The following is a 19272-nucleotide window of genomic DNA, read 5'->3' as shown; positions in this document are numbered from 1 at the left end:
TTCTCTTGTTGGCATATCGGATTTTCGTTTGCTATGATGAAAGAGAGAATATAGAAGAGGTGAATGAGTTATGTCAGCAATTAATTGGACAGAAGAAGTTGAGAAAAGAAAAGATGAATTAATTCATGACGTGCAGCAATTCTTGCAAATTAAAAGTGTATGGGAAGAAGAAACAGCAAAAGAAGGTGCACCATTTGGAGAAGGTGTAGCGAAAGCATTAGCCTTCATGTTACATAAAGGGGAAGTAGAAGGATTTACTTCTAAAAATTTAGAAGGGTATGCAGGGCATCTTGAAATGGGACAAGGAGAAGAATTAGTTGGTATTCTTTGTCACGTTGACGTAGTGCCAGAAGGAGAGGGCTGGACAACTCCTCCATACAGTGCTGACATTCGTGATGGAAAGATTTTTGCACGCGGTGCAATTGATGATAAAGGGCCAACAATGGCGGCTTATTATGCAATGAAAATTGTAAAAGAATTAGGATTGCCACTTTCAAAACGCGTTCGCATGATTTTAGGAACGGATGAAGAAAGCAACTGGAAGTGTGTAGATCATTATTTCAAAAATGAAGAAATGCCAACGATTGGTTTTGCACCAGATGCAGATTTCCCTATTATTAATGCGGAAAAAGGAATTTCTGATATACAAGTTGTGCAAAAGAATAGTGAAACACAAGGCGGAGAATATGAGCTTGTTTCATTTGCTTCAGGTCGTCGTTTAAATATGGTTCCTGATTTTGCTGAAGCAGTAATTACGACTGAAAAAGCAACGGAACTTGCAAATGCTTACGAACAATACTTACAAACTGCTCAGAAAACAGGTAAAGCAAATATAGAAGGAAATACTGTGACATTGCAAGTAGAAGGAGTTTCAGCTCACGGTTCTACTCCTGAAAAAGGTGAAAATGCAGGCCTCTTGTTAGCGAACTTTTTAACAACGATTGCTCTTGACGGTAAAGGAGCTTCATTTGCGGCATTTGTTACAGAAACGTTTACGAATGATACGCTTGGAGAAAAAGCAGGAATCGCTTATAAAGATGAAATTAGCGGACCATTAACAGTGAATGTGGGGCGCCTTTCTTATACGAAAGAAGAAGGCGGGAACTTAGGTTTAAATGTACGCTATCCAGTAACAACGAATTTTGAAGAGACAGTGCAGAAATTAAAAGACTATGTCGGCAATAAGGGCTTCCAAGTAGCAGATTATTCTAACTCACGTCCGCACCATGTTGATAAAGATCATGTTTTAATTCGTACATTGCAACGTGTATATGAAGAACAAACAGGAGAGAAAGCAGAGCTATTAGCAATCGGCGGTGGTACATATGCTCGTTCATTAAAAGCTGGTGTAGCATTCGGTCCGCTATTTCCTGGAAAAGAGGAACTTGCTCATCAAAAGGATGAATATATTGAAATAGAAGATTTACTAAAAGCGACAGCGATTTATGCACAAGCAATTTATGAATTAGCGAAATAACCTAATTTTATCCCGCTATTCTAGGGCAGTAAGACTCCCACCTCAAGATTCAGAGAGAAACGAGGAAGATAGGTGGGGGACAACTACCCGTAAAAGCCCGATTCGTGAGGGCTAACCATCAGTGGGGGATGAAGAAACCCCCACTGATGGAAGTTTCACTTTATTTGTTGTGAAATATGACCGCTCCTTATTTAGGGAGCGGATTCTTTTTATCCTTTTCTTGTTCAATTGAATGAGATACAAAAGAAAAGCAACAATAACAAAAAAGGAGAAGATATAAATGGTCCCACATTATTTTTTAGCAGTGACTTTACCGCATCATATAAAAGAAATACTTGCAAATTATAAAGAGGAAATGAAGGACAGGTTACCATTTCGCTCATGGGTACATAAAGAAGACTACCATATTACACTTGCTTTTTTAGGGAGCGCGGCGCAGGAACAATTGCGAGGAATAGAGAAAGGATTACAACTCCTTGCGAATACACCAGAGTTAAATCTCACGCTGCAAAACTTTTCTACATTCGGCCTAGTAGAGAGCCCGCGCATATTTTGGGCTGGATTAAAAGAAAATCAAGCGTTATTTGATTTGCAAAAACAGGTGCATGCGATTTGTGAGAGAAATGGTTTTTCGCTTGAAACACGTCCCTATCATCCGCATATTACTGTTGCCCGTAAGTGGATGGGAGAAGAAAAGTTTAATCCTAAAAATCTGAAGCAACTGGATACGGTATTGTTTCAGGCTGATACCATTACGTTGTACGAGTCTCACGTCCATCAAACTCCAAAGTATAAGCCAATTTATGAAATAAAGTTACAGAACCTTAAAGTGTAAAAACGTTTCTTATGAATGTGAATATACTATAGGAAATAGTAAGTTTGTGTAACGTCCGGTTTATCCTGTTATTTTCGGGCAGTAAGAACCCCGTCTCAATATTCAGAAAGAAACAAGGAAGCTGGGTGGGGGATGAAGAAAACCCTCACTGATGGAAGTTTCACTTTATCTTTAGAGGATACCTATTTCTTACAGATATATAAATCAATTTTGATTTTTTAATACAAAATCCCCTGCTATGTAAAGCAAAAAGTGATCTCACTAGTTTTCTCTCTTTGTTTTAACGTTGCACGGGGGAGGAAGAGGGTCTGACCGCTTCTATGAATGGCCAGTTGCTCTCTCCCACCTAAAAAGAGAAGCTTTATGTCGATTTTTCAATTTGTATTCATAGTTTCACTTTAATTTCGAGAATGATGGTGATTTTTTATGCTGAAAGTAAAGCGTCCATTTGAAGCCTATTTAGATGAAATGAATAAAATTACAATTTTGCTCCCGCATACGTATGGAACAAGCCGGACATTTTTTATGCAGGAAGGAAATCATGTATGGGAGCTTAGAGTTGCTCAAATCATTTCTCTCCCAGATGCAACGAAGTATGAATGTTATATAGACTATCCAATTGATGTAGGAAAGTATTATACAGTGCGAGATGAACGAAATGAAGAAACAGATTTACAAATTGGAGCGGTTATTCGAACGGCTGTATTTGATGAGAAATACTATTATGATGGTAGCGATTTAGGAGCTTGTTATGGAAAAGAAAAAACAACTTTTAAAATGTGGGCACCTACCGCAAGACTTGCAAAAGTAAGAATTTATAAAAATGATAAAGAGTATGTGGATTATGAGATGCAAAGAGAAGAGAATGGTGTTTGGTTTCATGTTTTACAAGGGGACTTTGAATTAGCACGATACACATTTCTCGTTTGTATTAATTTAATATGGAATGAAGCTGTAGATCCATATGCAAAATCTGTATCGGTGAACGGTAAGTATGGAATTGTGATTGATCTCGCGAAGACATATATAAAAGAACAAACTGCATTACCTAAACTGGAATCTTTTACGGATGCAATTCTTTATGAATTGCATATTCGTGATGCCACTATGCATCCAAATAGTGGTGTGGAAAAAAAGGGGACATATAAGGGATTAACAGAAGAGAATACGAAGGGGACACTTGGGACAGAAACGGCCTTTTCTTATATAAAAAAATTAGGAATTACACATGTTGAAATTTTACCTCTTCACCACTTTGCTGGAGTAGATGAAACACAGCCGTTTGCAGCGTATAACTGGGGCTATAACCCATTGTATTACAACGTTCCAACGGGAGTATATGCAAGCGACCCTGCCAATCCTTATAACCGAATCAAGGATTGTAAACAGCTTATTGAGAAGTTTCATGAACATGGACTCCGCGTAATTTTAGACGTTGTATACAATCATGTATATGAAAGAGAAACGTCATCTTTTGAAAAACTTGTACCAGGATATTATTTCAGACATGATGAAAATGGCATGCCATCAAATGGAACGGGAGTTGGGAATGATATAGCATCAGAGCGAAAAATGATGCGGAAATTTATTGTTGATTCTGTTTTATATTGGCTTACTGAATATAAAGTTGACGGTTTTCGGTTTGATTTAATGGGAGTTTTAGATGTAGAAACGATGAATGAATTAGAACGGGAAGTAAGGAAAATAAAAAAGGATGCGCTGTTATTAGGGGAAGGCTGGGATTTACAAACGCCGCTTCCAGCAGAAGAGAAGGCAACGCTTAACAATGCAAACAAAATGCCGCAAATTGCGCAGTTCAACGATCAATTTCGTGATGCGATAAAAGGAAGTACGTTTGATGTAAGTAAACGTGGTTTTGCATTTGGAGGAAGTGTAGACCTCACGCATTTGCAATATGTGTTAACAGGAAGTCTTGCAAATGAAAAAGGAGACGGATTATTTTTAGAACCTATTCAAAGTATTAATTATGTGGAATGTCATGACAATATGACGATGTGGGATAAACTCGTGCGTAGTAATCAGGAAACGGAAGAAGTGCAAAAAAGGCGCCATCGCCTAGCGACAGCGATGACATTACTCTCACAAGGAATCCCATTTTTACATGCAGGACAAGAATTTTATCGTTCTAAGAAAGGGAATGAAAATAGTTACAATGCGCCTGATGAAATTAATCAGCTTGATTGGGATCAAAAAGAGAAAGAAATGGAAACAGTTTCTTATATACAAGGGTTGATCGCAATTCGTAAGGCGCATAGAGCGTTCCGTTTACAGGCGGCTCACCTTATAAAGAAGCATATGACATTTTTACAAGCGCCTTCTACTGTTGTTGGGTATCATTTACAAAATGTAGGAGAGTTCGGCCCTTGGAAGGAAATTGTTGTTTTGTTTCATAATGGTGTGCAATTAGAAACAGTTTCATTGCCGAAACACGAAATGTGGTACGTATTAGCAGATAGTGCAAAAGCAAAAGTACAGCCAATTTCTTCATTTCAAGGAAGTGAACTTCAAATGGCTCCGATTAGCTCGTATATATTGGCGATAATGTGACAAATCGCTACTTGACGATGAGAATGTAATAAATGTAGAATTGACAAAGGTGACGATTTCGATAAGTTGTCATTCTATTATTGGTTTTGTAAAATAAAGTAAAAGGATGGGCGGTTCGTTTGTCCTCATTTCTTGGCTTATGCCAAGTTTTCTTTCGTTTAACTAAAGTAAAAAAATTATATGAATCCACAACATCTTCAAAAGGTGTTGCGGTTTTTCTTTTCATAACTATAAAAGATAAGGATTTGTTAACGGGTAATGAATATGGAATGGTTGGAACAATTATTAGGAGAAGAGTGGAGTCTTACACCAGCTGGTGGTGCAACGGGCGATGCATATATTGCGCAAAATGGACAACAAAAGCTATTTTTAAAGCGGAATACATCGCCTTTTTTAGCGGTATTGTCGGCAGAAGGAATTGTTCCAAAATTACTTTGGACAAGAAGAGTGACAAACGGTGATGTGATTTCTGCTCAAAAGTGGCTTTCAGGGAAAAAGCTAGAGCCAGAGGATATGAAACTTGAACGTGTTGCGAAGCTTTTAAAAAAAATACATTCGTCTAAAGCGCTTGTGCAGATGATACAAAGGCTTGGAAAGCAGCCGCTGCATGCACAGGAGTTATTAGAACAATTGTATTTTATTTTAAGGGGAGACATAAGAACGGATGAAACGATTCAGACAGGGCTGGGGTATTTAAAAGCCACACTGAAGGATATTGAATATGATGAGTTTGTCGTATGTCACTGTGACGTAAATCATAACAATTGGTTATTATCGGATGAAGATGAATTATTTTTAATTGATTGGGACGGAGCTGTTATTGCAGATCCTGCCCTTGATCTTGGCATGTTATTACATTGGTATGTTCCGCGTCACGAATGGGACGAGTGGCTAGGGTATTATGGGATTGAAATGAATGAATCATTGGTTCATCGTATGAAGTGGTATGTAGTGGCACAAACTATTTTATCTGTTCAATGGCATACAACAAAAAAACAGCAAGCAGAAGCTGAATATTGGCATCAATATTTACAGCAACTACTTGCTTCAGAGTAAATAAATTAAGAAAAATTGTCCATTCCAGAAATCCATTGTGTGAGTTGCTCTTGATTATTGGAAATATGATTGTCTAGATCAGGAGAATATTTACCCGATTGACTATAGTAATATACATCGTTTAGCATTGCTTTTACATCGCTGTTCACACTATCGTTTGCAAGTAGTGATTGAATGAGCCGTTCTAATTGTTCGCACTCAGAAACCGTTCCACAGCAATCACTTTGGTGATTGACTAAAATATCTTTTAAAACTTCTAATTGATGTTGTTGATTAATCGGCATGACTGGATCATCCTTTCGATTGTTGTTCAATTTGAACAAGTAAGAGAAAATTTCTGTTTCGTCATGGAGTAGCTAATCAGTGACTAACGAAACGTTTCTATAGGAATGAAAGTTTCGTTCTATGCTCTTTGTAGTTTGTATCAAAATGGTACACCTTATACTTGAAAGAAGCGGACCGAGTGCTCGTACGTACTTGGTTTTTTGTTTGATAGATTGATCAAAAAAGAAAGAAGGAATGAACCTTCAAAAAATAGTCTGGTAAAGAGAGGAAGACATCTATGCGTTTAAGACATAAACCATATGCAATGGATCGAATCAATGAGTATTCACAGTTTGTAATTGGAAACCCAGAGGAGCGTCGTGGCAATTGGCAAGAGGTGTTTGGCAATGAGCAGCCAATCCATATTGAGGTGGGAACAGGACGTGGCCGTTTTGTTTATGAGATGGCAAAAGCGAATCCACATATTAACTATATCGGGATTGAAAAATTCACAAGTGTTATCGTAGATGCGCTTGATAAGTTAATTGAAGAAGAAGTACCAAACTTAAAATTAATTAATAAAGATGCTGAAGATTTAACAGTTTTCTTTGCAGAAGGCGAAATTGATCGTGTATATTTAAATTTCTCAGATCCATGGCCAAAAAATCGTCACGAGAAGCGTCGTTTAACGTATAAAACATTTTTACGCAATTATGAAGAAGTGTTAGTAACAGGTGGAGAGATTCATTTTAAAACGGATAACCAAAGTTTATTTGAATACTCTCTTATGAGTATGGCTGAATACGGCATGCTATTAACATTCCTTAGCTTAGATCTTCATAACAGTGATTTCGAAGGTAACATTATGACGGAATATGAAGAGAAGTTTTCTAGTAAAGGGCATCGTATTTATCGTGTTGAAGCGAAATATCGTACAGAACCTGCGCAGTAATGCGCAGGTTTTTTTATCACGCATTAACGGGCAGTAAGAGCCCACCTCAAAATTCAAGTTTCACTTTATGAAATAAAATAATCTGAATTTTATGTTAAAATCAAATAGAAAAGGGGGAATAAAGGAATGGAATGTTTACAAATTGGAGGAATTAAAGTAACATGGCTGCGCGGTGGGAACACTCATTTAGATGGAGGAGCAATGTTTGGAGTTGTACCGAAAATTTTATGGTCTCGTAAATATAAACATAATGATACAAATCATATTTATTTACGGACAGACCCATTGCTTGTGCAAACGAAAGATGGAAACATGCTTATCGACTCAGGAATTGGAAATGATAAAATGAATGAAAAGATGAAGCGAAATCAAGGTGTAACGGAAGAATCGTCAGTTGAAATTTCTCTAGCTGATCTTGGTTTAAAATCTGAAGATATTGATTACGTATTAATGACGCACCTTCATTTCGATCATGCATCTGGTTTAACAAAATGGGAAAATGGTATGCTTGTTCCAGTATTCCCGAATGCAAAAGTGTACGTGTCAGAAACAGAATGGAATGAAATGAGAAACCCAAATATTCGCTCACGTAATACATATTGGAAAGAAAATTGGGAGCCGATTATAGAACAAGTTGTTATCTTCAAAGAAGAAATACAAATTTCAGATGAAGTAAGGATGGTGCGTACAGGCGGACATAGTGATGGTCATGCTGTGATTGTTCTCGAAAGCCAGGGGGAAACGATGCTCCATTTAGCAGATTTATTGCCAACGCACGCACATCAAAATGTATTATGGGTAATGGCTTATGATGATTATCCGATGACGTCCATTGAACATAAGCAAAAATGGATGAAGTATGGTGTAGAGAAAAAAGCGTGGTTCAGCTTCTATCATGATGCGTATTACCGTGCTGTGAAGTGGGATGAGGACGGGAATATGGTTGAGAAGGTAGAACGAAAAGAGGAAAATGTATCAAGTAAAGTGTAAGAAAGATAGGAACATGGAGTGGAGGGGACTAACCCTCCCTTCAAAAAAGTGAGAGTGTTTCTGTTTTCTTTCAACTGCAAACTACTTCAGTGCAAAGATTTTTTGAAAGAATAACTTTTAAAATTTTCTGAAAATTGTTATAATATTTCCGAGTTACTATATTGTTAGATGCTCTATACGAGAAGCGTTTTATTCGAAAGGGGGAAATATATTGAATATAACGATTGGAACTTTGCTTGAACTGACTACTAGAAATTATCCAAATAAAGAAGCGATTGTTGAACCGAAAAAACAGATTCGCTGGACGTATACAGAATGGAATGAACAGGTAAATAAGCTAGCTCATGCGCTCCAAAAAAGTGGAATACAAAAAGGTGATCGGGTCTCGACATTTCTCTTTAATAGTAGTGAACTAGCAACTATATGCTTCGCCTGTGCAAAAATTGGCGCTGTATTTAACCCAATTAATTTTAGATTAAAACCACAAGAACTCATTTATATATTAGAAGATGCTTCTCCTAAAATCGTACTTTTTGAAAAGCAATTATCCTCCCAAGTACAAAGCATCCATAAACAATTTCCTCATATTCAGTTCTGGTACATTGACCAAAATCATCCACCGTTTTCTATTTCATACGAAGAAAAAATATTTAATGCATTACCGACATTTGAAACAGTAGAAGTAAAAGAAGAGGATATTTGTTCCATTATGTATACAAGTGGAACAACGGGTTATCCGAAGGGAGTGCTTCATCGTCATCGAGAAATTATTGATCAAAGTTTAATAGGAATCGCATATTTACATTATACCGAGAATAGTCGTGGTCTTGTAACAGCACCAATGTTTCATTGTGCTGAGTTACATTGTTGCTTCGTTCCAAGGGTACATAGCGGTGGCACGAATATTATTCTGCACCATTTCGATGCAAAGAATGTGCTCGAAACGATTGAAAAAGAGAAGGTTACAGTTATGTTTGCAGCACCTACAATGTGGAACATGATGTTGCAGGAAGATTTAGGGCAGTATGATTTATCTTCTCTTAGGTATGGTTTATATGGAGCAGCTTCAATGGCGCCGGCACTTGTAAAAGCATGTGATGAAAAATTGAATGTTTCATTAGTACAAGCTTATGGTATGACGGAAATGGGACCGGCAGTTACTTTTTTACGAGAGAATGAGCAGCTTACTAAAGTAGGTTCTGCAGGAAAGGCTGCCTATAATCATGAAATTCGTATTGTCCGTCCAAATGAAGAAGGCCTATCTGAGCCAAATGATATATTACGACCGTATGAAATCGGAGAAATTATTATGCGAGGTTCCTGTTTGATGAAAGGGTATTACAACAATGAGGAGGCGACAGCAAAAGCATTGTATAAAGGATGGTATCATTCAGGCGATTTGGGTTATGTAGATATAGATGGTTACTTGTACGTTGCAGACCGCGTTGATGATATGGTCGTTAGCGGCGGAGAAAACATTTATCCACGTGAGGTCGAGGATTTTTTATATACACATGAAAGTGTTTTAGATGTTGCGGTGCTTGGAGAGAAAGATGAGCTTTGGGGAGAACGTGTTCTAGCATACATCGTTTCAAAAGATCAGTCTCTTACCGAAGAGATATTAGATGAGTATTGTAAAGCAAGTGATGAGCTTGCTGATTATAAACGTCCGCGTCGCTATGTATTTGTTGAACAACTTCCAAGAAATGCAAGTGGCAAAATTCAAAAGTTTATTTTGCGTAGTCAAGGGACAGAAGCGGAAGCTAAGGGGAGGATATGATGAGGCATAAGTATTTACAGGAGGAGCATCACATTTTTCGTGATGCTTTTCATAAATTTTTAGAAAAGGAAGCATATCCGTACTATAACCAATGGGAAAAAGAAGGAATGATTCCTCGTTCTTTTTGGATAAGTATGGGGAATAAAGGTTTTCTTTGTCCGGTGGTAGATGAGCGGTATGGTGGAGCAGGTGCTGATTTTGGATATTCGGTTGTCATTAATGAGGAACTTGAAAAAGTTGGATCAAGTTTAATTGGGGTTGGTTTGCACAATGACATTGTCGTTCCATACTTCACGCAGTATGGAACAGAAGAACAAAAGAAGCGGTGGTTACCAAAATGTGTAAGTGGGGAGTGTATAACTGCGATTGCGATGACGGAGCCAGGGGCAGGCTCTGATTTGGCAAGTATTCGAACAACTGCAAGAAAAGAAGGTGATTATTATGTCGTGAATGGTGAAAAAACATTTATTACAAATGGTATTCATGCAGATTTAGTCGTCGTTGTTTGCAAGACTGACACAAATGTTAAGCCCGCTCATAAAGGCATGAGTTTGCTCGTTTTAGAAAGAGGAATGGAAGGATTTAAGAGAGGGAAAAAACTTAAAAAGATTGGCTTACATAGTCAAGATAAAGCAGAACTTATTTTTGAAGATGTAAAAGTTCCGGCTTCTAATTTATTAGGAGAAGAAGGAAAAGGTTTTTATTATCTCATGGAAAAGTTGCAGCAAGAACGTCTCATCGTTGCAATTGCAGCTAAAACAGCGGCGGAAGTGATGCTACATTTAACGAAAAACTATGTCCAAGAGCGAAAAGCATTCGGAAAAAGTATAAGTGATTTTCAAACAGTACAGTTTCGATTAGCAGAGATGTATACGGAAATTGAAATTGGCAAAACATTTGTAGATGACTGTATTACCGCTCATATGAATGGTGAGAACATCGTAACAAAAGTATCAATGGCGAAGTGGTGGTTAACAGACCTTGCAAAAAAAGTATCAGCGGAGTGCATACAGCTGCACGGCGGATATGGATATATGGAAGAATACGAGATTGCGCGGCGTCATCGTGATATTCCAGTGAGCTCGATTTATGCTGGAACGAATGAGATTATGAAGAATATTATTGCGAAGAGTATGGGCTTATGACGATGAATATGCAAGACCATTTCAAAACAAATGAGTCGTTGTTGAAATACATTACATAGAAAAAATGAAAAGTAATGATAGGAGGAATATGATGATTCAAAATATCGCAGTAATTGGTGTAGGAATTATGGGAAGTGGAATCGTCCAAGCGTTAGCGATGGGCGGTAAACATGTGAAAATGTATGACGTATCAGAAGAAAATTTAAGAAAAGCTTATGAAACTATTACGAAAAGCTTGAGTCGTTTCGTGAACGCAGGGCGTATGACAGAGGAAGAAAAAAATTACACTCTAACTCATATTACTTCTACAGTTGTACTGGAAGAAGCTTGCCAAAATGTAGAGCTTGTTATTGAAGCGGTACCAGAAATATTACAGTTGAAGAAGGAGATTTTTCAAAAGCTAGATTCGTATACATCGCAATCTACTATTTTAGCAACAAATACATCTGAATTAAGTGTAACCGCGATTGCAAGTGTAACCAGTCGTCCAGAAAAAGTAGTGGGGATGCATTGGTTTAATCCCGCTCCTGTTATGAAGCTCGTTGAAATTGTAAGAGGAGTGGTTACGGCAGAAAGTACGATACAAGCAGTAAAAGCACTTTCAGAAGAAATTGGGAAAGAAACGGTTGTTGTGAAAGATATGCAAGGATTTGTGACGTCACGGGCAATCGCTATTCATATGTTAGAGTGCATGCGTATGTATGAAGAAGGAATCGCAAGTAAAGAAGACATTGATAAAGCAATTCGGCTTGGCTTGAACTATCCAATGGGTCCATTTGAATTAGCGGATTATGTAGGGCTAGATACGCTATTATTTGCGAGTACAGGATTAATGGAAGCATTTGGTGATAGGTTTAGAGCACCGCAAACACTTGTGAAACTTGTAGAGGCAGGGCATCTTGGAAGAAAGACTGGGAAAGGTTTTTATGATTATTCAAAAGGGAAAGTGAGTGAGAAAATATGAAACGAGATGTTGTCATTGTTGAAGCTGTACGTACGCCAGTTGGTAAAAGAAATGGAGCGTTTCGTTTCCTTCACCCAGTACAACTTGCGGCAGTTGCACTGGATGAAGTAACAAAACGGGGGAATATAGAGAAAGGGCTCATAGAAGATATTGTTATGGGGTGTGTAACGCCAATCAATGAACAAGGTTTTAATATTGGAAGACTTTCGGCGCTTGAAGCAAGTTTTCCTATAACAGTTCCAGCGGTAACCATTAATAGGCTCTGTGGTTCTGGTCAACAGGCTATTCATTTTGCTGCGCAAGAAATTAAATCTGAGGATATGGACATTACGATTGCAGCGGGTGTTGAGCATATGACAAAAGTTCCGATTTTAAGTGATGGAAATGAGCAGACGATACCGAGTAGCCTTCACGAAAAGTATCAAATTGTGCATCAAGGTGTATCTGCTGAGATGATTGCAGAAAAATATGGTATTACCCGTGAACAGTTAGATACTTACGCGCTAGAAAGCCATAGACGAGCACTTCAAGCTATTGAATCGGGACACTTTCAGCGAGAGATTGTGCCACTGCGTGGTGTAGATAAAGAAGGTAATGAAATATTAGTTGAAAATGATGAAGGTCCGAGAAGGGACACTTCTTATGAAGCGTTAGCCAATTTAAAAACAGTGTTTAAAGAAAATGGAGTAATCACAGCAGGGAATGCAAGTCAAATTAGTGATGGTGCTGCAGCAATCTTGCTGATGGATAGCGAAAAGGCAAAAGAGTTAGGTTGTAAAGCACGTGCTCGTATTGTGAATCAAGTGGTTGTTGGTTCTGACCCGACGACAATGCTTGATGGCGTTATCCCTGCAACGAAAAAAGTACTGCAAAAATCAAATTTAACAATTCATGATATGGATGTTGTAGAAATCAATGAAGCATTTGCATCGGTTGTTTTAGCATGGCAAAAGGAAATGGAGGCGGATTTACAAAAGGTGAATGTTAATGGTGGTGCGATTGCATTAGGTCATCCACTTGGGGCGACTGGTGCGAAATTAATGACGTCTCTTCTTCATGAATTGGAGAGGCGGCAAGGGAGATACGGCCTACTGACAATTTGCATTGGACATGGGATGTCGACAGCGACGATAATTGAAAGAATATGAAAAGGCGTGCAGAAATTTATCTGCACGCTGTAATCCCGCTATTCATGAGCTGTAGCCCTTACCAATTAGATTATTATTGTCCATAACAATCTAATTGGTAAGGGCGAATAATCGATGTGGGAATGAAGTCCTCCACTGATCGAAGTTTCACTTTATGTTTTCGGATTTTTCGAGTTCTTTTAAGCAGCTTTTACTTCTAAAACTGTACCTGTTTTTGCATCTACTAAAAATTCAAATCGTTCTTGAATGTCATTTAAAATTGTTGTAAGACCACCGCGGTATACTTCATATGCAACATCATATTTTTCAAACGTCTCTGGAACCATATGTACCCAAGAGCCAGTAACTTCGCCTTTATGACTTAATGCTTGTTTCACCATTTTTAATGCTTTTTCTGAAGAAATATGGGATTGTTCTTGAACTTTGTTTGCAACAAGATAACCAGCTGCAAAACCAACACCAACACCAGCTAGTAAACCTTTCCAGCTCATATATTCACCTCACTTCTATAAAATAGTGTATCGATAATAATTATAATGCAATTTTAATGAAAAAAGAAGAAACTAGAAACAATTCGAAAATTTCGTTACAATAAAAGAGGTATTCTACTAAGGTTTGAAAGAAGGGAACTTCGTGAATAAAGAGACGTTAGAATTATTTCGTACGTTAACAGAATTACAAGGTACATCAGGGTTTGAACATGATGTGCGCCGTTTTATGAAACAAGAGCTAAGTAAATATGCAGATGAAATCGTTCAAGACGGTTTAGGTAGCGTGTTCGGCCTGAAAAAAGGGGATGAGGATGGTCCGCGCGTTCTTGTAGCTGGCCATATGGATGAAGTTGGCTTTATGGTTACACAAATTACGAAAAACGGGATGATTCGTTTTCAAACGCTAGGCGGCTGGTGGAGTCAAGTATTGCTGGCGCAGCGTGTACAAATTATGACGAAGAATGGTCCTATTGTTGGGGTTGTTGGTTCTATACCGCCTCATTTATTAAGTGACGCGCAACGTGCGAAACCGATGGATATAAAAAATATGTTAATTGATATTGGTGCAGATAGCTATGAGCAAGCACTTGAAATTGGTGTGAAACCAGGACAACAAATTGTTCCAATTTGTCCGTTTACACCGATGGCAAACGAAAAGAAAATTATGGCAAAAGCTTGGGACAACCGTTACGGCTGTGGCCTTGCAATTGAATTGTTAAAAGAATTAAAAGATGAAACATTGCCAAATACATTATATTCTGGTGCGACTGTGCAGGAAGAAGTCGGACTTCGCGGGGCGCAAACAGCGGCTAATATGATTCAGCCAGATATTTTCTATGCGCTTGATGCAAGCCCAGCAAATGACGCATCTGGGGATAAAACGCAATTTGGTCAGTTAGGAAAAGGTGCGCTTCTTCGTATTTATGACCGTACAATGGTAACGCATAGAGGAATGCGTGAATTTATTTTAGATACAGCTGAAACACATAACATTCCGTACCAATACTTTATTTCACAAGGTGGTACAGATGCAGGTCGTGTACATACAAGTAACTCTGGTATTCCATCAGCAGTAATTGGTGTTTGCGCTCGTTACATTCATACACATGCGTCTATTTTACATGTTGATGATTACGCAGCAGCGAAAGAATTAATTACGAAACTTGTGAGAGCAACAGATAAAACAACATTGGAAACGATTAAAAATAACGCTTAAAAGAAAGGGCTAAAAACCCTTTCTTTTTTAGATTAGAGAGAGGACCCAGCCATGTGTAGAAGCGGTCAGTTCCTGTTTTCGCCTCGTATCATGTAAACCCAGAAAGAGGAAGTGAGAGGAAATCTGTTTTTGTTTTCGGGGCTGGAAATTATGTGATGTGAAAGTGAAGAACTAAAATAAAGAGCAAACAAGATTGTTAGTTACTTTTGTTCTGCATAGCACGAATTTATATAGAGGTGAAAAAGATGAAAGTAGCAGTTGGATCGAAAAATCAAACAAAAGTAGGAGCTGTACAAGAAGTATGGAAAGAGGCGAATATCACTGCCGCCCCAGTTCCTTCAGGAGTTGCAGCGCAACCATTTTCTGATGAAGAAACGATGCAAGGCGCAATCAATAGAGCAAAGCGAGTGCTAGAGAAAGAGCAAGCTGACATTGGTATCGGACTAGAAGGAGGCGTAATGAAAACAGAGCACGGCTTGTTTATGTGTAACTGGGGAGCTTTAGCAACGGGTACAGGCAAAATATTTGTAGCGGGCGGGGCACGTATTAAGTTGCCTGATGATTTTCTTGCTCCTCTTGAAGATGGAAAAGAGCTAAGTGAAGTAATGGAGGAGTTCGTGAAGCGGAAAGATATTCGTAGTCATGAAGGTGCAATCGGAATCTTCACAGATCATTATGTGGATCGCACGCAATTATTTGTACATGTTGTAAAGCTATTAGTTGGGCAATATAAGTATGACGAAAAACAAGCATAAACCTTGCACCGTGTGTGATGTATGGTAGTATAAAAGAAGATTATAGTATGAAAAGATACACTTCGTTAGAGGAGGAAATATAGATGAAATCATTAGAAAGCATGGAACAATTCCAAACGTTAAAAAATGAAGAGAAAGTCATTTTTATGTTCTCAGCAGAATGGTGTCCAGATTGCCGTTTTGTTGATCCATTTATGCCAGAAGTAGAAGAGAAATATAGTGATTTCTCTTTTTACTATGTAGATCGTGATGAATTTATTGATCTATGTGTAAAACTAGACGTATTTGGCATTCCTAGCTTTGTAGCGTACAATAAAGGTGAAGAAACTGGACGCTATGTAAACAAAGATCGTAAAACACAAGAACAAATTGAAGCGTTTATTGAAGGGTTAAAATAAGGCGATTAGCCAATTAAATTGTAAAAACAACCTCTACCTTCGCGGGGGAGGTTATTTTTTTGGAAGGGAGGAAAACAAAATGAAAATGACAAGTAAAAAAATGAAAGAAGAGTTAATGACTAGATTGGCTCGTCCAGAATGGGAATTTCATTATGATAGTGAAAAAGATGTACTTCGCATTGAACAAAAGGATACAAAAAAAGGTATTAATGTTTCGCTCCCAGGAGTTGTAGCGAAATGGGAAGTGAAAAAAGAAGCGGCAATTGATGATGTTGTCTATTACGTGCAAGAGGCGCTAGTTGCGATGCATAAAGAAGAAAGCAGTGCAGCAAAGATTCTGCCGGTCATTCGCTCTACTTCTTTCCCGAAACAAGCGGAAGAAGGTAATCCATTTTTAATGACGGATCATACAGCAGAAACGCGCATTTATTATGCCTTAGACTCTAATAACACATATCGATTAATTGATGAGCGTTTATTACAAAAGCTAGGGCTTACAGAGCAACAAGTACGTGAAATGGCATTATTTAATGTACGTTCATTAAGCCATACATTTAAACAAGATCAAGTGGCTGGGAATACATTTTATTTCTTAAACACAAATGATGGATATGATGCGAGTCGTATTTTAAATGAATCGCTATTACAATCGATGCGTGACAAGATTTCAGGCGACATGGTGGTGGCTGTTCCGCACCAAGATGTTTTAATTATTGCTGATATCGTGAACGAAATCGGTTATGATATTATTGCACAAATGACAATGAAATTTTTTGCTGAAGGTCATGTTCCGATTACATCACTTTCATTTGTATATGAAGATGGGGACTTTGAACCGATCTTTATTTTAGCGAAAAATCGGAAGAAGACAGATGAAAAAGAGAAAGGATGAACATAGTGAACGTTTTTTACAACCTTGAAGGGATTGGCGACACATTAATCGTTGCCTTACAAGATATTACATTAGAAAACCGTACATTTGATCGCAAAGGAGATGTTGCTCGCGTTTATGATCGTGAAAGCAACGTAACAGGAGGATTTAACATCTTTAATGCGTCATCGTATGTAGAAGTAAAGGAAACAGGAAATATTACTTTAACAAAAGAGCTTGTTGAAAAAATCAATGAAATCTTAGCGAAGAATGGTTTTGAGGAAAAGGTAGAAGCAGACCTCACGCCGAAATTTGTTGTTGGCTATGTAGCTGAAAAAGAAAAGCATCCAAATGCTGATAAATTAAGCATTTGTAAAGTAGAAATTGGTACAGATACACTGCAAATCGTATGCGGTGCACCAAACGTTGAAGCAGGACAAAAAGTTGTTGTTGCAAAAATCGGTGCTGTAATGCCAAGTGGTATGTTAATTAAACCAGCTGAGCTTCGCGGCACTCCATCTTCTGGTATGCTTTGCTCTGCACGTGAATTAGAGCTTCCAGATGCTCCGCAGGAAAAAGGTATTCTTGTATTAGAAGATAGCTATGAAGTTGGACAAGAATTTAAGTTTTAATTGATATATAAGTACAAAGTGAAAAAACGACATAAAACCTTTCTTTTAAGGTGGTAGAGAGCATCTGGCCATGCATAGAAGCGGTCAGATCCTCTTCCTGCCCCATGCCAAGTTAAAATAAAGAGAGAAAAGGAGTGCAGGTCACCTTTTGTTTTCATAGCAGTGACTTATACGCCTGCAAATCAAAATGTATTTATATAGAAGAAATGGTCTCATGATAGAATGAGGCTATTTTTTTTGCTTAAATGTCCTTGGATTGTAACGCTTTTCCCAAAAAACCATATTGTACTTACTGAAAATTTGAATATGTGGACAAAATACAAGAGCGTAATTTTACCTGCACTTTTTGCCGAATGCTGATACAATAAAGGATGTTACTATTTAGTAGAAAGAGTGGTAAGCATGTTAGATTGGATGAAAAAGCTGTTTAACAAAGAGGAACATCAGGAAGAAAAAACAGCGATGAATAAAGAAGTACCGAAGAACACTGAAAGTAAGCCGAAAATTCCTCGTGTTAACCACTACACTGAAGCAAGAGAAGCACAAATGGCTAGTCGGAATTCAGGTGTGAAATGCCGCTTTCCGTTAATACCTGATGATGGATTTGATGAGGAGAACGTGGAAGAATCAACACATGTTGAGCAGCAGCCTCTGCCAAGAGTAACGCACATGGAGAGACGCCGGCCAAGCTATGTAGAAAAAGAACCAGTTCATACATTTGTCCCTCAACAAATTGAACGAGAAATTGAGCCAGAGCCTTTCATGCCAAAAAAATCTGTGCCAGTACAAGAAAGCAATCGAAGACCATTTCGCCCAACAGAAATGATTTCGCCTATCTTTGGATATAAACGTCCGTCTGTGGAGAAACAAGAAGTTAAGGTAGAAGAAAAAGGGCGGGAAGATCTTGAAATATCGGTTGAAGGAAAATCTGTCGTCGATGCTTGGCTAGAGAAAAAAGGATACTCTCTTGCGAATTTCTCAGACGAATCCTTTACTCCTTCTGAGAAGCAGGAGAAAGATCTAGATCATAATCAACAACAAGAAAGCAAAAAAGAGGAAAAGTCCGTTGTTGATCAGTGGTTAGAGAAAAATGGTTACGATTCCGAACGCTCACTTACTTCGTTAGAGGAGCAAGAAAAAGTAGATGTCACTTCAGACTCTCGTCCATTTGTAACTGATGGCTTGTTACATAAATCAGTTGGACAGGATAATAAGAAAGAAGAGCATACTGTTGAAACTGTACAGGTATTTGAGCAAGAACCAGATGTAGTGGTGTTATCAGAATATGATAACGGAGGAAATGAAGAATCTCTACAAGGTGAATTATTAGATTCTACTGTAGAGAACATGGATACAACGTCAACGGAAGAAAATGAATATAAGAGAGAAATAGAAGAAGAACAGCTAGTGGAGAAAACTACTTTAGAAGAAAATGTTGCTGAAGTAGTGGAGGAAACAGCTGAAGAGGTTAAAGAAACAGCACCGGAAGTGGAAGAAGCTGAAGAAGCTGAAGAAACAGCACCGGAAGTTGAAGCAGTAGAAGAAGCTGAAGAAACAATGCCGGAAGTTGAAGCGGTGGAAGAAGCTGAAGAAACAACGCCGGAAGTTGAAGCGGTGGAAGAAGCTGAAGAAACAACGCCGGAAGTTGAAGCAGTGGAAGAAGCTGAAGAAACAACGCCGGAAGTTGAAGCGGTGGAAGAAGCTGAAGAAACAACGCCGGAAGTTGAAGC

At 38.2% G+C, this 19272-nt stretch carries 17 protein-coding genes and 1 pseudogene; 16 read left to right on the top strand and 2 right to left on the bottom strand.

Translation table 11 applies throughout. From position 1 onward, the window contains the following. Positions 1 to 70: 70 nt before the first annotated feature. The 4 genes from pepV (at position 71) to J4P91_RS16855 (ending at position 5936) form a co-directional block, all read left to right on the top strand. Positions 71 to 1477 carry a dipeptidase PepV gene (gene pepV / locus J4P91_RS16870; protein ID WP_207995041.1) on the top strand — a complete coding sequence of 469 codons (1407 nt, stop codon included), beginning with the start codon at positions 71 to 73 and terminating at the stop codon, positions 1475 to 1477. 280 nt (positions 1478 to 1757) lie between these two features. After that, positions 1758 to 2312, top strand: coding sequence for an RNA 2',3'-cyclic phosphodiesterase (gene thpR, locus J4P91_RS16865; protein WP_207995040.1), 555 nt, complete (start codon positions 1758 to 1760; stop codon positions 2310 to 2312). A gap of 426 nt (positions 2313 to 2738) precedes the next feature. After that, a complete protein-coding gene (gene pulA, locus J4P91_RS16860; RefSeq protein WP_207995039.1) occupies positions 2739 to 4880 on the top strand; it encodes a type I pullulanase in 2142 nt (713 codons plus the stop codon). 258 nt (positions 4881 to 5138) lie between these two features. After that, complete coding sequence (locus tag J4P91_RS16855) at positions 5139 to 5936, top strand: phosphotransferase family protein (protein ID WP_207995038.1); 798 nt, start codon at positions 5139 to 5141, stop codon at positions 5934 to 5936. Positions 5937 to 5941: 5 nt separating this feature from the next. Here the strand turns inward: J4P91_RS16855 and J4P91_RS16850 are convergent, their stop codons facing one another. Beyond that, positions 5942 to 6220 carry a YtzH-like family protein gene (locus J4P91_RS16850; RefSeq protein WP_017153825.1) on the bottom strand — a complete coding sequence of 93 codons (279 nt, stop codon included), beginning with the start codon at positions 6218 to 6220 and terminating at the stop codon, positions 5942 to 5944. 278 nt (positions 6221 to 6498) lie between these two features. Between J4P91_RS16850 and trmB the strand changes: the two genes are divergently transcribed. The 6 genes from trmB to J4P91_RS16820 all read left to right on the top strand — a co-directional run bounded on the left by trmB (position 6499) and on the right by J4P91_RS16820 (position 13179). Beyond that, positions 6499 to 7152 carry a tRNA (guanosine(46)-N7)-methyltransferase TrmB gene (gene trmB, locus J4P91_RS16845; RefSeq protein WP_207995037.1) on the top strand — a complete coding sequence of 218 codons (654 nt, stop codon included), beginning with the start codon at positions 6499 to 6501 and terminating at the stop codon, positions 7150 to 7152. A gap of 126 nt (positions 7153 to 7278) precedes the next feature. Next, positions 7279 to 8142 (top strand): YtnP family quorum-quenching lactonase, encoded by an 864-nt coding sequence (locus J4P91_RS16840; RefSeq protein WP_207995036.1) that lies wholly within the window; start codon positions 7279 to 7281, stop codon positions 8140 to 8142. Positions 8143 to 8353: 211 nt separating this feature from the next. After that, on the top strand, positions 8354 to 9922 hold the full coding sequence (locus J4P91_RS16835; protein WP_207995035.1) for a fatty acid--CoA ligase: 1569 nt from the start codon (positions 8354 to 8356) through the stop codon (positions 9920 to 9922). After that, positions 9922 to 11067, top strand: coding sequence for an acyl-CoA dehydrogenase family protein (locus J4P91_RS16830; protein WP_207995034.1), 1146 nt, complete (start codon positions 9922 to 9924; stop codon positions 11065 to 11067). The genes J4P91_RS16835 and J4P91_RS16830 overlap by 1 nt, the downstream gene beginning before the upstream one ends. 91 nt (positions 11068 to 11158) lie before the next feature. Continuing rightward, positions 11159 to 12031 carry a 3-hydroxyacyl-CoA dehydrogenase family protein gene (locus tag J4P91_RS16825; protein ID WP_207995033.1) on the top strand — a complete coding sequence of 291 codons (873 nt, stop codon included), beginning with the start codon at positions 11159 to 11161 and terminating at the stop codon, positions 12029 to 12031. Then, positions 12028 to 13179 carry a thiolase family protein gene (locus J4P91_RS16820; RefSeq protein WP_207995032.1) on the top strand — a complete coding sequence of 384 codons (1152 nt, stop codon included), beginning with the start codon at positions 12028 to 12030 and terminating at the stop codon, positions 13177 to 13179. Before J4P91_RS16825 ends, J4P91_RS16820 begins: the two co-directional genes overlap by 4 nt. Positions 13180 to 13358: 179 nt before the next feature. Here J4P91_RS16820 and J4P91_RS16815 read toward each other — a convergent pair whose 3' ends face one another. Beyond that, positions 13359 to 13670, bottom strand: coding sequence for a PepSY domain-containing protein (locus tag J4P91_RS16815; protein WP_017153832.1), 312 nt, complete (start codon positions 13668 to 13670; stop codon positions 13359 to 13361). Positions 13671 to 13812: 142 nt separating this feature from the next. Here J4P91_RS16815 and J4P91_RS16810 point away from each other — a divergent pair, with 142 nt between their 5' ends. The 6 genes and pseudogenes from J4P91_RS16810 to J4P91_RS16785 form a co-directional block, all read left to right on the top strand. Then, on the top strand, positions 13813 to 14886 hold the full coding sequence (locus J4P91_RS16810) for a M42 family metallopeptidase (protein WP_207995031.1): 1074 nt from the start codon (positions 13813 to 13815) through the stop codon (positions 14884 to 14886). Positions 14887 to 15131: 245 nt separating this feature from the next. Continuing rightward, positions 15132 to 15641: a DUF84 family protein gene (locus J4P91_RS16805; RefSeq protein ID WP_207995030.1), complete on the top strand. Its 510-nt coding sequence runs from the start codon at positions 15132 to 15134 to the stop codon at positions 15639 to 15641. A gap of 83 nt (positions 15642 to 15724) precedes the next feature. After that, positions 15725 to 16039, top strand: coding sequence for a thioredoxin family protein (locus J4P91_RS16800; RefSeq protein WP_000838194.1), 315 nt, complete (start codon positions 15725 to 15727; stop codon positions 16037 to 16039). Between the two features lie 79 nt (positions 16040 to 16118). Next, complete coding sequence (locus J4P91_RS16795; protein ID WP_207995029.1) at positions 16119 to 16931, top strand: DUF1444 domain-containing protein; 813 nt, start codon at positions 16119 to 16121, stop codon at positions 16929 to 16931. Then, positions 16928 to 17542, top strand: coding sequence for a YtpR family tRNA-binding protein (gene ytpR, locus J4P91_RS16790; RefSeq protein WP_207995028.1), 615 nt, complete (start codon positions 16928 to 16930; stop codon positions 17540 to 17542). The genes J4P91_RS16795 and ytpR overlap by 4 nt, the downstream gene beginning before the upstream one ends. Before the next feature lie 402 nt (positions 17543 to 17944). Next, a pseudogene (locus J4P91_RS16785) lies at positions 17945 to 19272 on the top strand (DNA translocase FtsK); the annotation flags it as partial.

The organism is Bacillus sp. XF8, assembly GCF_017498755.1.
Taxonomy (GTDB): domain Bacteria; phylum Bacillota; class Bacilli; order Bacillales; family Bacillaceae_G; genus Bacillus_A; species Bacillus_A bingmayongensis.
This window is presented reverse-complemented; position numbering and strand designations above follow the sequence as displayed.